At 55.4% G+C, this 15,041-nt stretch carries 14 protein-coding genes; 2 read left to right on the top strand and 12 right to left on the bottom strand.

Annotated elements, in window-relative coordinates; genetic code table 11:
- Nucleotides 1–97 precede the first annotated feature (97 nt).
- Both elaB and ACSZO4_RS02065 read right to left on the bottom strand, forming a co-directional pair.
- On the bottom strand, nt 98–400 hold the full coding sequence (elaB, locus tag ACSZO4_RS02070) for a stress response protein ElaB (RefSeq protein WP_437887177.1): 303 nt from the start codon (nt 398–400) through the stop codon (nt 98–100).
- A gap of 54 nt (nt 401–454) precedes the next feature.
- Nucleotides 455–916 (bottom strand): GNAT family N-acetyltransferase, encoded by a 462-nt coding sequence (locus tag ACSZO4_RS02065; RefSeq protein WP_437887176.1) that lies wholly within the window; start codon nt 914–916, stop codon nt 455–457.
- A 73-nt stretch (nt 917–989) separates the two neighbouring features.
- On the opposite strand from ACSZO4_RS02065, the gene rnz reads away from it, so the two are divergent.
- Together rnz and ACSZO4_RS02055 are read left to right on the top strand one after the other, a co-directional pair.
- Nucleotides 990–1,907 carry a ribonuclease Z gene (gene rnz, locus ACSZO4_RS02060; RefSeq protein WP_437887175.1) on the top strand — a complete coding sequence of 306 codons (918 nt, stop codon included), beginning with the start codon at nt 990–992 and terminating at the stop codon, nt 1,905–1,907.
- Nucleotides 1,908–1,984: 77 nt separating this feature from the next.
- Nucleotides 1,985–3,010, top strand: a complete 1,026-nt coding sequence (locus ACSZO4_RS02055) for a chemotaxis protein (RefSeq protein WP_437887174.1) — start codon at nt 1,985–1,987, stop codon at nt 3,008–3,010.
- Nucleotides 3,011–3,084: 74 nt separating this feature from the next.
- On the opposite strand, the gene nuoN is transcribed toward ACSZO4_RS02055, so the two are convergent.
- From nuoN to nuoE, 10 genes are all read right to left on the bottom strand, one after another.
- Nucleotides 3,085–4,542, bottom strand: coding sequence for an NADH-quinone oxidoreductase subunit NuoN (nuoN, locus tag ACSZO4_RS02050; protein WP_437887173.1), 1,458 nt, complete (start codon nt 4,540–4,542; stop codon nt 3,085–3,087).
- A 6-nt stretch (nt 4,543–4,548) separates the two neighbouring features.
- Nucleotides 4,549–6,078: an NADH-quinone oxidoreductase subunit M gene (gene nuoM / locus ACSZO4_RS02045; protein ID WP_437887172.1), complete on the bottom strand. Its 1,530-nt coding sequence runs from the start codon at nt 6,076–6,078 to the stop codon at nt 4,549–4,551.
- A gap of 134 nt (nt 6,079–6,212) precedes the next feature.
- The gene (gene nuoL / locus ACSZO4_RS02040) at nt 6,213–8,054 is read right to left on the bottom strand and encodes an NADH-quinone oxidoreductase subunit L (protein WP_437887171.1); all 1,842 of its coding nucleotides are present in this window, start codon (nt 8,052–8,054) and stop codon (nt 6,213–6,215) included.
- Nucleotides 8,051–8,353 (bottom strand): NADH-quinone oxidoreductase subunit NuoK, encoded by a 303-nt coding sequence (gene nuoK, locus ACSZO4_RS02035; protein WP_002463445.1) that lies wholly within the window; start codon nt 8,351–8,353, stop codon nt 8,051–8,053. The genes nuoL and nuoK overlap by 4 nt, the downstream gene beginning before the upstream one ends.
- Nucleotides 8,350–8,904 carry an NADH-quinone oxidoreductase subunit J gene (gene nuoJ / locus ACSZO4_RS02030; protein ID WP_437887170.1) on the bottom strand — a complete coding sequence of 185 codons (555 nt, stop codon included), beginning with the start codon at nt 8,902–8,904 and terminating at the stop codon, nt 8,350–8,352. The genes nuoK and nuoJ overlap by 4 nt, the downstream gene beginning before the upstream one ends.
- A gap of 11 nt (nt 8,905–8,915) precedes the next feature.
- Nucleotides 8,916–9,458 carry an NADH-quinone oxidoreductase subunit NuoI gene (gene nuoI / locus ACSZO4_RS02025; protein WP_437887169.1) on the bottom strand — a complete coding sequence of 181 codons (543 nt, stop codon included), beginning with the start codon at nt 9,456–9,458 and terminating at the stop codon, nt 8,916–8,918.
- Between the two features lie 13 nt (nt 9,459–9,471).
- Nucleotides 9,472–10,449: an NADH-quinone oxidoreductase subunit NuoH gene (nuoH, locus tag ACSZO4_RS02020; protein WP_437887168.1), complete on the bottom strand. Its 978-nt coding sequence runs from the start codon at nt 10,447–10,449 to the stop codon at nt 9,472–9,474.
- Complete coding sequence (gene nuoG, locus ACSZO4_RS02015; protein WP_437887167.1) at nt 10,446–13,172, bottom strand: NADH-quinone oxidoreductase subunit NuoG; 2,727 nt, start codon at nt 13,170–13,172, stop codon at nt 10,446–10,448. The genes nuoH and nuoG overlap by 4 nt, the downstream gene beginning before the upstream one ends.
- Before the next feature lie 33 nt (nt 13,173–13,205).
- Nucleotides 13,206–14,543, bottom strand: a complete 1,338-nt coding sequence (gene nuoF, locus ACSZO4_RS02010; protein WP_437887166.1) for an NADH-quinone oxidoreductase subunit NuoF — start codon at nt 14,541–14,543, stop codon at nt 13,206–13,208.
- Nucleotides 14,540–15,040: an NADH-quinone oxidoreductase subunit NuoE gene (nuoE, locus tag ACSZO4_RS02005; protein ID WP_437887165.1), complete on the bottom strand. Its 501-nt coding sequence runs from the start codon at nt 15,038–15,040 to the stop codon at nt 14,540–14,542. The genes nuoF and nuoE overlap by 4 nt, the downstream gene beginning before the upstream one ends.
- Nucleotide 15,041: the final 1 nt, after the last annotated feature.

Below are 15,041 nucleotides of genomic sequence, written 5' to 3'. Positions count from 1 at the left end.
CAAAGATCAACAAACGGGGAAAAGATTCAAAAAAATCCCCCGACAATGTTGCCGGAGGATTTGTGTATAAGAGACAGGTTTAGGGAGGGGGGAAGTTTTACCGGCGCAGCAGCAGCCCTATCACCAGCCCCACCGAGGCACCGACCCCAATGCCATGCCAGGGATTTTCATGCACATAGTCATCGGCGCGGTACACCGCCCTTTTGGCCCGATAATAATAGGTGTCTGACGCGTTACTGATGCGGTGTTTAACCTCGTTCAGCGCCTGCTCTGCACGGGTCTTTAGCTCAATATACTTCTGATCGGCAGGATCGCCCGAGGAGCGCAGCACTTCTTCCAGCGTTTCGCTCAGCAGCGCCAGGTCGTCATCGATATGTGAATCATAAAATTGATTAGACATCGGCTATCTCCATGTTATGAACCAGTCCGCTAAACTATAGCCAATGCCTTCGGGTTACGCCTGACGGGCTTCCCGCGCCATGCCAACGTGGGGAATGCCGTCTTCATCGTAAATCTCAGTGACCGGCACAAAACCGAAGTGGCCGTAAAAATGTTGCAGATGAGCCTGCGCACCCAGATATAACGCGTGCTGCGGCCAGTGTTGCTGGCATGAGGCCAGGGTACGCTCCATCAGTTTATGCCCGAGTTTTTCCCCCCGGACAGCGCTGCTGACAATCACCCGGCCAATCACCACCGGCTCGAGCTCGTCGTCACTTTTCAGAATCCTCGCATACGCCACCAGCTGGTTATCCTGCCAGCCGAGCAGATGACGGTTACTGCCAACAAGGTCATCGCCGTCGACATCCAGATAGGCGCAGGTCTGTTCAACAACAAACACTTCACAGCGTAATTTCAGCAGAGCGTACAGCTCCGCCACGGTTAATTCAGAATGGTGCAGGTCCTGCCAATGGATCATCTTGTTCTCCTTAATTTTATTTCCCCTCGTTATACTAAAATATCTGCCCTGAACACAAAGGACGCTACGCTCTGTGGAACTGATTTTTTTAGGCACCTCGGCCGGAGTGCCGACTCGCACCCGCAATGTCACCGCCATCTTATTGAATTTACAGCACCCAACCCAGGCCGGACTGTGGCTGTTCGACTGCGGCGAAGGCACTCAGCATCAAATGCTGAGAACCCCCTTCCACCCGGGCAAGCTGGATAAAATCTTTATTACTCATCTCCATGGCGATCACCTTTTTGGCCTGCCGGGCCTGCTGTGTAGCCGTTCAATGGCCGGTAATGTTCAGCCGCTGACTATTTATGGCCCCAAAGGCATCAAGGAATTTGTCGACACCACCCTGCGCCTGAGCGGGTCGTGGACCGATTATCCTCTGGTGGTTGAAGAGATTCAGGCCGGGGTGGTTATGGATGATGGTTTACGCAAAGTGACGGCCTACGCCCTTAATCATCCGGTCGAGTGTTTCGGCTATCGGATTGAAGAATACGATAAGCCCGGCGCACTGAATGCAAAAGCCTTGATTAGCATGGGCGTTCCTTCAGGCCCCCTGTTCCAGAAACTCAAAAACGGTGAAACCGTTACCCTGAATGACGGACGCGTGCTCAACGGCAAAGATTTCCTCGCGCCAGCAGAAGCGGGAAAAAAACTGGCCATTTTTGGCGATACGGCTCCCTGCCCTTCAGCACTTGAGCTGGCGCGGGACGTGGATCTGATGGTACATGAAGCCACCCTTGAGCAGAGCATGGAAGAAAAAGCCAATAGCCATGGACACAGCTCCTCACGCCAGGCCGCTCAGCTTGCGCTGGATGCTAAAGCCAGTCGGCTGATCATTACCCATCTCAGCTCGCGTTACGATGAAACCGGAAGTCGCCGCCTGCTTGCCGAATGCCAGCGAATCTTCCCGCAAACCCTGCTGGCGGAAGATTTTCATATTGTTCCTCTGTGATGTGATATTGAGCACTCCACTTTTTGCGTAATGTGCCGATAACAGTTTTAACGCAGGCATTTCACATTGAGGGCACGATGGATAATTTCCAGAAAGATATTGATGACAGGGCGAACCTTACCCTGTCCAACCGTTTTGAGTTGTTGCTGTTTCGACTTGGTGCCTCCCAGAATGATGCGAAGTCTGAGCTTTTTGGCATAAACGTATTTAAATTACGCGAAATTGTTCCTATGCCGACCTTCACCCGACCTGCCGGGATGAAGCCACCGTTAATGGGGATGGTGAATATTCGCGATCAGGTGATCCCGGTTATCGATCTTGCCGCTGTTGCCGGTTGCAAGCCTGCTACCGGTCTTAATATCCTGTTGATCACTGAATATGCCCGCAGCGTGCAGGCATTTGCAGTGGAATCCGTTGAGAACATCATCCGTCTGGACTGGAAACAGGTGCATACTGCGGAAAAAGCGATTAACGGTCAGTACATCACCAGTATCGCCTGCCTTGACGAAGATAAAGACAGCAATAATCTGGCGATGGTGCTGGACGTTGAGCAGATCCTGTACGATATCTCCCCTGCCGATCATGACCTGCACGGCAACCACGTTCCGGACAAGAAATTCAATATCAAACCCGGCGCGGTGGCGATTGTAGCAGAAGACTCCAAAGTCGCCCGTGCGATGCTGGATAAAGGCCTGCAGGCCATGCAGATCCCGAACACCATGCACATCACTGGCAAAGATGCCTGGGAGCGCATTCAGGTGCTGTGCCAGCAGGCAGATGCTGAAGGCGTGCCAATCAGCGATAAAATCTCGATGGTGCTGACTGACCTTGAGATGCCGGAAATGGATGGCTTCACCCTGACGCGTCTGATTAAGAGCGACCCGCGTCTGAAGCAAATTCCGGTGGTGATCCACTCCTCGCTGTCCGGTAGCGCCAACGAAGACCATGTGCGTAAAGTGCAGGCTGATGGCTATGTGGCCAAGTTTGAAATCAACGAGCTTTCATCGGTTATCCAGGAAGTGCTTGAGCGCTCCGCCAGCCGTATTAGCGGGCTGTTGGTGAGCGGACAGAAGATCATGGCTAAGCCGCTGCTGGCCAAATAAGTTCACATCCTTTCTTAGCACCATAAAAAAACCGCCGGATTTAACCCCGGCGGTTTTTTATTTGCTAACGTCGATTACATCAGCGGCGTGGCAAGCTGCACCAGCGAGATGAGCGGCTGCGGATAGATACCCAGCAACAGCACCAGCAGGGCAGAAATCAGCACCACAATCCCACCCGCACTGTACTGCCAGTTCGATGGCGCATCGCGGTTAAGCTGCTGCGGCGCATTCAGGTACAAACTCACGGCAACGCGCAGGTAGTAGTAGAGACCAATTGCTGAGCCAAGCACAACGGCACCGGTCAGCCACCACAGCTGCGCCTGCACACCTACCGCCAGGATGTAGAACTTACCAATAAAGCCCAGCGTCATCGGGATACCGGCCAGTGACAGCATCATCACCGTCAGCACGGCCGCCAGAATCGGACGATGCCAGAACAGACCACGGTAGGAGTAGAGAGATTCTGCGTCCGGGCCGCGATACGGGCTGGACATCAGGCTAACCACGCCGAACGCGCCGAGGCTGCTGAACAGGTAACCGGCCAGATAGACGCCCACGGCTTCCATCGACATCTCACCGCTTTGCAGCGCAATCAGCGCCACCAGCAGATAGCCGAGGTGAGAGATTGAGGAGTAACCCAGCAGACGTTTGATATTGGTCTGGCTGAGCGCCATCAGGTTCCCAAAGATAATGGAGGCGAAAGCAATCAGACCCAGCACCAGACGAACCGCCTCACTGTCCCCAACCGGGGCATAGAGGAACAGACGCATCACCACCCCGAAGATGGCGATTTTGCTCGCCGTCGCCATGAAGGTTGAGACCGGGGCAGGTGCCCCCTGATAGACGTCTGGCGTCCACAGATGGAACGGCACCAGCGAGAGCTTAAAGCCCAGACCGACAATCATCAGACCCAGGCCAATAAGCAACAGCGGCTCATGCAGCACGGTGCCGCCGAGGCTCTTGCCAATGGCAACAAACGACAGATTTCCGGACTGAGCGTAAACCAGCGCCATACCGAACAGCAGGAACGAGGATGCCGCCGCTGACAGGATGGTGTACTTAATACTCGCTTCCAGAGAACGTTTCTGGCGGAAGGCGTAGCCCACCTGGCCAAACAACGGCAGAGAGATAAGCTCAATCCCGAGGAACAGTGCCGCCATATGGTTCGCATTGGCCAGCAGGATCCCACCCAGCGCCGCAATCAGCACCAGCAGATAGAACTCTTCTTTATTGTCGTTGTAACCTTCCAGCCACGGGTACGCAAAAGTACAGGTGGCAAGGCTTGCCAGCAGAACCAGCCCGGTATAGAGCATAGCGTAGCCATCAACGCGCATCAGTGGCGTGACGTCCATTGCCCCGGCCTGGCCAACAAACCAGAGTGAGACCAGAGCGACGTTCAGGCCGACAACGGACAGCGTGGCATTCAAAAAGTGGTTGCGTCGCCACGCAATGGAGAGCATCACAACCACCACCGTCAATCCGACGATCAGCAGCGGCAGCAGCGCAATCAGGTGTTGTGGAGTTATCGTCATGGCGATTTACGGCCTTGTAGTAGAAACAGAATTAACAAACCACTGCTGGATATTGCTCATCGCAGAATGCGAGGTATCCAGAATCGGCTGCGGATAGAAGCCAAGCAGTACCAGCAGTACCACCAGCGACAGAATCATCAGCAGCTCGCGCAGTGACATCCCTGGCAACGCTTTACTGGCAAGCTCACTTTTCGCTTTACCGAAGTAAGCGCGGTGCAGCATCGCCAGCGAATAAACAGAGGCAAACACCAGGCCGAAGGTAGAAATGACCGTGATAACCGGCACCACCTGGTAGCTGCCGAACAGGATCATAAACTCGCCGACGAAGTTACCGGTGCCCGGCATCCCAAGCGTGGCAACCGCAAAGAACATAGAGAGCGCCGGCAGCCATTTAATCTTGTTCCACAGGCCACCCATCATGCGCATATCGCGGGTGTGCAGACGTTCGTACAGTTGGCCACACAGGATGAAGAGGCCGGCTGCGGACAGACCGTGAGCAATCATCTGGATCACCGCGCCCTGGTAAGCCAGCTGGCTGCCGGTGTAGATAGCAATCAGCACAAAGCCCATATGGGAAACGGAGGTGTAGGCGATAAGACGTTTAATGTCGTACTGGGTGAACGCCATCCACGCGCCGTAGAAGATGCCGATGACGCCAAGCCACATGGCAATAGGTGCAAACTCGGCGGAGGCATTCGGGAACAGCGGCAGCGCGAAACGCAGCAGACCGTAGGCCGCGGTTTTCAGCAAGATACCCGCCAGGTCAACGGAACCTGCCGTTGGTGCCTGGGAGTGCGCATCAGGCAACCAGCCGTGCAGCGGAACCACCGGCATTTTCACCGCGAAGGCGATAAAGAAGCCCAGCATCAACACGTATTCCACGCCGGACGACATTGGCGTTTTCAGCAGGTCCTGGTAGTCAAAGGTCCAGACGCCAGTCGCGTTGTGATGGACCAGCACCAGCGCCAGAATCGCAATCAACATCACCAGACCACTTGCCTGGGTATAGATGAAGAATTTAGTGGCCGCAGTAATACGCGTCTTCCCGTCGGAGGCTTTATGGCCCCAGAGTGCGATCAGGAAGTACATCGGCACCAGCATCATTTCCCAGAAGAAGAAGAACAGGAACATATCGATGGCAAGGAACACGCCGATAACGCCGCCGAGGATCCACATCAGGTTCAGGTGGAAGAAGCCCTGATATTTTTCGATTTCACGCCAGGAGCAGAGTACCGCCAGAACACCGAGGAAACCGGTCAGCACCACCATCAGCAGGGACAATCCGTCCAGCGCTAAATGGATATTGATACCAAAACGCGGGATCCAGGGGAGTAAAAACTCCGACTGCCACTGCGGAAAATCAGCAGATTGCGTCAGTGAATAGCTGCTCTGCAACCACAGTTGCAGACCCAGCGCCAGCGTCAGTCCCATGGTAATCAGCGCGATCCAGCGCGGCAACTTCACACCAAAGCGTTCGGTCTGCCAGCACAAAAACCCACCGATAAAGGGGATTAATATCAACCAGGGTAATAACATAGCTAAGTATGTCCCTTATATTTACTCCTGCTCAGGCTATCTCGCTTGCCTGTACTTCAGGAACAGTTACCTAAAATTCATTCTTAGTTTACAGGCCCGGTGTACCACCGGGCATATTCACTCAGCCAACAAACTCAACGCCATACCATCAGCAGCGCCAGAATAACGACGGCGCCGATGCTCATGGATGCCACATACCAGCGCAGATAGCCGTTCTCGCTAAGCAGCAGACCCTTGCCTGCAAAGCGGGACAGGATCGCCGGGATGTTCATCAGGGCATTCAGCGGATCGCGTTTCAGCAGCCAGGCAACGCCCAGGAACGGCTTGACGAAGACGCGATCGTAAAGCCAGTCGAAGCCCCAGGCGTTATACCACCAGGTTCCCAGCAGACGGCCCGGCGCACTGTTGGCGATCGAGGTCACCAGCGTGCGTTTGCCCAGCCACAGCCATGCGGCAATCAGGATGCCCGCAATCGCCACCACGCCGGAGGTGATTTCCAGCATCAGCACGCGACCATGCTCAAGCTCCGTGGTTTCTGGCAACACGCCGTGCAACGGCGGAACAATCATTGCGCCCACAAAAGTGGAGAGGATCAGCAGCACGATCAGCGGCAGATGATGGGTAATCCCCTTCCCTGCATGAGCATGAATTTGTTCTTTCCCGTGGAAGACGATGAAAATCATACGGAAAGTATACAGAGAGGTCATAAACGCACTGGCCAGCCCCGCCACCATCAGGTTGATATGACCGTTCGCCATCGCCCCGGCAAGGATCTCATCCTTACTGAAGAAGCCAGCGGTAATCATCGGCAGTGCAGCCAGTGCTGCGCCACCCACCAGGAAGCAGACATAGACCAGCGGGATCGACTTACGCAGACCGCCCATTTTAAAGATGTTCTGCTCGTGGTGGCAGGCCAGAATCACCGAACCGGACGAGAGGAACAGCAGCGCTTTAAAGAACGCATGGGTCATCAGATGGAAAATCGCCGCATCCCACGCCTGCACGCCCAGCGCCAGGAACATATAGCCAATCTGGCTCATGGTGGAGTAGGCAAGCACACGTTTGATGTCGGTCTGCACCAGCGCGGCGAAGCCTGCCAGCACCAGCGTTACCGCCCCCACAATGCCCACCAGATGCAGAATCTCCGGGGTCATCAGGAACAGGCCATGGGTACGGGCAATCAGGTAGACACCAGCGGTAACCATGGTCGCGGCGTGGATCAACGCAGAAACCGGCGTTGGACCGGCCATTGCATCGGCAAGCCAGGTCTGCAACGGCAGCTGCGCCGATTTCCCAACCGCACCGCCCAACAGCATCAGGGTTGCCCACATCAGCATGTTGTTGCCATTGGCGAAGTGAGCAGGCGCCAGTTCGACCATTTCACGGAAGTTCAGGGTGCCCAGCTCGTTGTAAAGAATGAACAGGGCGAAGGCGAGGAAGACGTCACCCACGCGGGTCACAACAAACGCTTTCATCGCCGCTGCGCCATTCTTCGGATCGGTGTAATAAAAACCGATCAACAGATAGGAGCACAGGCCCACGCCTTCCCAGCCGAGGTACATCAGCAGCAGGTTATCGCCGAGCACCAGAATCACCATGCTGGCAATAAACAGGTTGGTGTAGGCGAAGAAGCGGGAGTATCCCTCTTCACCGCGCATATACCAGGAGGCAAACATGTGGATCAGGAAGCCTACGCCGGTAACCACGGAGAGCATGGTCAGCGACAGGCCATCCAGCACCAGGCTAAAGCTGATGTTGAAATCACCCACTGACATCCAGGTCCACAGAGGCAACGTGAACACCTGACGGCCGTTGTTAAAGAAATCAACGCCCGCAATCGCGGTGACCAGCGCCGCCAGGCCAATAGAGCCCATCCCCACCGTGGCCGACAGGTTCTCAGACCAGCGTCCACGGGAGAAGGAGAGCAGCAAAAAGCCAATTAAAGGAAAAATAATGGTTAAAGCGAGCATATTCATCCACGCATCTCACTTACTGAATCGATATTCAGATTCTGGCGGCGACGATGAAGTTGCAGCAGCAACGCCAGGCCAATGCTCGCTTCCGCAGCCGCGAGGCTAATGGCGAGGATATACATCACCTGACCGTCAGTCTGGCCCCAGTAACTGCCTGCCACCACAAACGCCAGGGCAGCGGCATTGATCATGATTTCCAGACCAATCAGCATAAACAGCAGATTGCGGCGAATGACCAGACCAGTAAGACCGAGAACAAACAGGATCGCGGCAAGGATCAGTCCATGTTGTAAGGGGATCATGCATGCTCCTCCGTTTTTCTTTTAGGGCGATCGTCAACACGGTTGCTCAACACTTCTCCCTGCCGGTCTTCACGACCGACATGGAAGGCCACAACCAGCCCCGCCAACAGCAGCATTGATGCCAGTTCCACCGCCAGGACGTAAGGCCCGAACAGCGTGATGCCCACGGCTTTCGCGCTGATTGGCGTACCATCGATACCCTGGTCGTTAATGCCCGCAATGGCGTAAATCATCACGCCCAGCAGAACGGCCGACAAAATTGCCGGGCCAATCCACACCTGCGGTTTCAGCCACTGGCGTTCCTGTTCGATTTCTGAACCGCCAAGGTTGAGCATCATCACCACGAACACGAACAGCACCATAATGGCTCCCGCGTAAACGATGATTTCCAGCGCACCCGCAAAGTAGGCACCGAGCGAAAAGAAGACACCTGCGATAGCCAGCAACGACACAATCAGGTACAGCAGCGCATGCACCGGATTAGTGTGGGTAATCACCCGCAGCGTCGTCAGGATGGCAACCAGGCCACAGATATAAAAAGCGAACTCCATTGCCCCTCTCCTTACGGTAACAGGCTCTTGACGTCGATAGGCTTGGCTTCGTTCTGCGCTTCGCCTTTATCTTTGCCGTCGATTGCCATACCTGCCATCCGGTAGAAGTTATATTCCGGGTATTTGCCCGGACCGGAGATCAGCAGATCCTCTTTTTCGTACACCAGATCCTGACGCTTGTATTCACCCATTTCAAAATCCGGGGTCAGCTGGATAGCGGTGGTCGGGCATGCCTCTTCACACATACCGCAGAAGATGCAGCGCGAGAAGTTGATACGGAAGAACTCCGGATACCAGCGCCCATCTTTGGCTTCTGCTTTTTGCAGGGAGATACAGCCCACCGGGCAGGCTACCGCACACAGGTTACAGGCAACACAGCGCTCATCGCCGTCCGGGTCGCGGGTCAGGACAATACGTCCACGGTAGCGCGGCGGTAAATAAACCGGCTCTTCCGGGTACATCTGCGTTTCGCGTTTTGCAAACGCATGCAGGCCGATCATCCAGATACTGCGCACCTGGGTACCGAAGCCCACGAGTAATTCTTTTAAAGTCATGGTCTTTAGCCCCTTATTGCGCTTGCCACAGAATGACAGCCGCCGTACCCAACAAATTGAGAAGCGTTAACGGCAGGCAAACTTTCCAGCCGAAGGACATTACCTGGTCATAACGCGGACGCGGTAACGATGCGCGAATCAAAATGAACATCATCATAAAGAACGCCGTCTTAATGGCGAACCAGATGAATGGGGGTAAGAACGGGCCGTGCCAGCCACCGAAGAACAACGTCACCATCAGTGCAGAGATGGTCACGATACCGATGTATTCCCCCACGAAGAACAGACCGAATTTCATGCCGGAATATTCAATGTGGTAACCATCGGCCAGTTCCTGCTCGGCTTCCGGCTGGTCAAACGGATGGCGGTGACACACTGCCACGCCAGCAATAGCAAAGGTGATAAAACCAAAGAACTGCGGAATGACGTTCCAGATATCAGCCTGGTTATTAACGATGTCGGTCATATTAAATGAACCGGCCTGCGCCACCACGCCCATCAGGGAAAGCCCAAGAAACACTTCGTAGCTCAGGGTTTGCGCAGAAGCACGCATCGCCCCCAGCAGCGAGTATTTGTTGTTACTCGACCAGCCAGCGAACAACACCGCGTACACCGCAAGACCGGCCATCATCAGGAAAAACAGGATCCCGATATTCAGGTCAGCCACCACCCAACCGGGGCTAACCGGTACGATGGCAAAGGCCAGCAGCAGCGAGGTAAAGGCAATAACCGGCGCGAGCGTAAAGATGACGCGATCCGTAAACTTCGGAACCCAGTCTTCTTTGAAGAACATCTTGATCATGTCCGCGACGATCTGCAGTGAGCCACCCCAGCCAACGCGGTTCGGTCCGTAACGGTTCTGGAACAGCCCCAACAGACGACGCTCGCCAAAACTCATCAGCGCGCCGCAGGTGACGACCACCAGCAAAATGACGACCGCTTTCAGGATGCTTAACAAAATGTCGATAACATCCGGTGTTAACCAACTCATGCTTGCGCCTCCCGCAGATTTTCAAGACGAGCACCGGCAAGCACCGGCGCAATGCCCGGCATGCCCATCGGTAGACCAACCTGCCCTGCCGTCAGCCCTTCAGACAGTTCCAGCGGAAGGCTGAGCGTCTGACCGTCGTAGCTAAAGGAAATATGCGCCCCGGCATTTACGCCCAACTTCGCGGCATCCGCCGGGTTGAGTTTGATGTACGGCTGCGGCATACGGTTCTGGAAGACCGGAGAACGCTGAGACATTTCATCACTACCAAACAGATGATAGTAAGGAGCAATAAGCCACTGCCCGTCCTGCGCTTCGAAGCTCGCCGGTACGTTGGTGAAATAGTCGAGACCACTTTCCGACGCTTCAATCAGACGCACGCCTGGATCGCCGTGACGCAGATGGCCCCCAACTTCAGCCTGGAACTTGTTCCATGCCTGCGGGGAGTTCCAGCCTGGCGCCCAGGCGAACGGGATTTGTGAACGCGGTGCGGACGGCTGGTTGTTCCCTTCCATTGAAAAGGCGAACATGGTGTCTTTATCCTGCGGCTGACGCGGTTCGTGCACGCTGATATTAGCGCGCATTGCGGTACGACCGCTGTAACGATGCGGCTCACGCGCCAGTTTTTGCCCGCGAATACGGAAGCTGGCATCAGGCGCGGCATCTTTAATACCCGCCAGATGCGGCAACGCGGCTACCGCGGCATCAATCACATGGTCAAGCTGCGTCCAGTCCACTTCACGATTTTCCACCGTGCTGTGCAAAGAGTGCAGCCAGCGCCAGCTTTCCAGCATGATGTTCTTGCTGTCGTAGTAAGACGGGTCGTACACCTGGAAGAAGCGCTGCGCGCGTCCTTCGTTGTTGATTACCGTACCGTCGCTTTCAGCAAAGCTTGCAGCAGACAACACGAGGTGCGCATGGTCCATAATGGCAGTGCGTTGATGGTCAATCACCATCACCAGCGTCGCTTTTGCCAGCGCGGCATTCACGCGAGTGGCGCTGGCATGACGATGAAGATCGTTTTCCAGTACCACCACCGCATCGGCAGCGCCGCTTTCCAGCTCATCCAGCGCATCATCAAGTGAACCACCGCCAATCAGGCCGAGGCCGACGCTGTTGGTCGAGCGGGCAATCATAGTGACGCCAACGTCTGAACCGCGCGCTTTCAGCGCTTTCGCCACGTTAGCCGCCGCCTGAATCACATCCACGCTACCGTTGTTGGTACCGGAGATAATCAGCGGTTTCTTCGCGCCGGCCAGCGCCTGAACAACCACATCGATTTTGTTTTGCAGGTCACGGCTGATGCCCTCTACCGCAGGCGCATTTTCATCCAGCGCGTGGGCGATAGCAAAACCGAGGCGCGCCTGATCTTCTACCGGTGCACGGTAGGTCCAGGCGGCGATGTCATCCATCCGGGTGCTGTCGACGTTGGTGACAAACAGCGGATGTTTGGCACGCTGACCGATGTTGAGGATCGCCGCAATCTGCCAGTCCGCCACTTTCTGCGCGGCAGCCATTTCGCGGGCTTTACCTTTCACCGCCTGACGCACCGCCAGGGCAACACGGGCACCGGTTTGGGTAATATCTTCACCCAGCACCAGCACCGCATCGTAAGATTCAATCTCACGCAGGGTCGGGGTACGAATACCGCCTTCGCGCAGCACTTTGAGCATCATCTGCAGACGTTGCTGTTCGCCTCTGGCGATACCGGTATAGAAGTTATCGGCCCCCACCAGTTCACGCAGCGCAAAGTTGCTTTCCACGCTGGCGCGAGGAGAACCAATACCAATCACTTTTTTCGACTGGCGCAGAATATCTGCCGCACCCTGCATGGCCTGCTCGGCGTTCAGGGTAATGATGTCATTACCACGACGCTGAATCGGCTGACGAGGCCTGTCTTTCAGGTTCACGTAGCCGTAGCCGAAACGGCCGCGGTCGCACAGGAAATAGTGGTTAACGGAACCGTTGTAGCGGTTTTCGATACGACGCAGTTCGCCATAACGCTCGCCTGGGCTGGTGTTACATCCCAGGGAACATTGCTGACAGATGCTTGGCGCAAACTGCATGTCCCATTTACGGTTATAGCGCTCGGAGTGCGTTTTATCGGTAAACACGCCGGTCGGGCAAATCTCCACCAGGTTACCGGAGAATTCGCTTTCCAGGGTGCCGTCTTCCGGGCGACCGAAGTAGACGTTGTCATGCGCGCCATAAACCCCAAGGTCCTGGCCGTCGGCATAATCTTTGTAGTAACGCACGCAGCGATAGCAGGCGATGCAGCGGTTCATTTCATGAGAGATGAATGGCCCCAGGTCCTGGTTACGGTGAGTACGTTTGGTGAAACGATAGCGACGGAAGCTATGACCCGTCATCACGGTCATATCCTGCAGGTGGCAGTTGCCCCCTTCTTCACAGACCGGGCAATCGTGTGGGTGGTTGGTCATCAACCACTCAACGACGCTCTCACGGAACTGTTTCGCTTCTGCATCATCGATGGAAATAAAGGTGCCTTCGGTTGCCGGTGTCATACAGGACATCACCAGGCGACCACGCGTGTCTTCCGCGTTCTGATATTGCTTCACCGCACACTGGCGGCACGCACCCACGCTGCCCAGCGCCGGATGCCAGCAAAAATAAGGAATATCAAGGCCCAGCGACAGACATGCCTGTAACAGGTTGTCCGCACCGTTTACCTCGTATTCTTTGCCGTCTACATGAATAGTAGCCATTAGCATGCTTCCAAATTTATGAAATTCTGTTCATTACCAGCGCGCTTTCAGCAGGTTCGGCTGAATACCGCCAATGGCGTTGGTATTGCTGAACTGCTGCTTGATGCCTGCTTCGAATTCTTCATGGAAATATTTAATCGCGCTTTGTAGTGGCTCAACGGCACCTGGCGCATGGGCACAGAAGGTTTTACCCGGCCCAAGGAATCGACACAGTTGCTCAAGTGTCTCGATATCACCAGGCTGGCCTTCGCCACGCTCAAGCGCGCGCAGAATTTTTACGCTCCACGGCAAACCATCACGGCATGGCGTACACCAGCCGCAGGATTCACGGGCGAAAAACTCTTCCAGATTGCGCACCAGCGGCACCATACCAATCTCGTGGTCTACCGCCATCGCCAGCGCGGTACCTAAACGGCTGCCCGCTTTACCGATGCTTTCAAATTCCATCGGCAGGTCGAGATGTGATTCGGTCAGGAAGTCAGTCCCTGCGCCACCCGGCTGCCAGGCTTTGAACTTCAGACCGTCGCGCATGCCACCGGCATAATCCTCAAGGATTTCACGGGCAGTGGTGCCAAATGGCAGCTCCCACAGGCCTGGATTCTTCACGCGGCCGGAGAAGCCCATCAGTTTTGTGCCAGCATCTTTGCTGGTCGAAATGTTCTGATACCACTCAACGCCGTTGGCCAGGATCGCCGGGACGTTACACAGGGTTTCGACGTTGTTGACGCAGGTCGGTTTACCCCAGACGCCGGAACTCGCCGGGAACGGCGGCTTGGAACGTGGGTTGGCACGACGACCTTCGAGGGAGTTAATCAGTGCGGTCTCTTCACCGCAGATGTAACGCCCTGCCCCGGTGTGAACAAACAATTCAAAATCAAAGCCGCTGCCGAGAATATTCTTGCCGAGCAAACCGGCTTCGGTCGCTTCGGCAATCGCCCGGCGCAGATGCACCGCCGCTTCAATATACTCACCGCGCAGGAAGATATAGCCCCGGTACGCTTTGAGCGCGAACGCGGAAATCAGCATACCTTCCACCAGCAGATGCGGCAGTTGCTCCATCAGCAGGCGGTCTTTGTAGGTGCCCGGCTCCATTTCATCGGCGTTACACAGCAGGTAACGGATGTTCATGGATTCGTCTTTCGGCATCAGGCTCCACTTCAAACCGGTGGAGAAGCCTGCACCGCCACGGCCTTTCAGCCCGGCGTCTTTTACCTCGTTGACGATCTCGTCCGGCGCCATACCCGTCAGGGCGCGACGTGCACCGGCATAACCGTTTTTGCTTTGATACTCATCCAGCCACACGGGCTGTTTGTCATCACGCAGACGCCAGGTCAGCGGATGGGTTTCGGGAGTACGGTTAACGTTTTTCATTTATACCGCTCCAGCAAGTCAGGGATGGCTTCCGGCGTCAGATGGCTGTGAGTATCCTCATCAATCATCATGTTCGGGCCTTTATCGCAGTTGCCCAGACAGCAGGTCGGCAACAGGGTAAAGCGACCGTCGAAGGTCGTCTGACCCGGCTTGATATTGAGTTTTTTCTCAAGTGCTGCCTGGATGCCCTGATAACCCGTAATGTGGCAGACCACACTGTCGCAATAGCGAATCACATGGCGACCGACAGGCTGACGGAAAATCTGGCTGTAGAACGTAGCGACACCCTCGACATCGCTTGCCGGAATACCCAGCACATCCGCGATGGCATAAATTGCGCCATCCGGCACCCAACCACGCTGTTTCTGAACGATTTTCAGCGCTTCAATGGACGCCGCACGCGGGTCTTCGTAGTGGTGCTTTTCGTGCTCAATCGCCTCACGCTCTGCCGCACTCAGCTCAAAAGCCTCGGTTTCTGGTAATTGATTCTCGTGCATA

Source organism: Phytobacter sp. V91, from assembly GCF_965644225.1.
GTDB lineage: Bacteria > Pseudomonadota > Gammaproteobacteria > Enterobacterales > Enterobacteriaceae > CBFFRJ01.
Note: the sequence above shows the minus strand (reverse complement) of the source record. Positions and strands in the feature narration are given on the sequence as shown.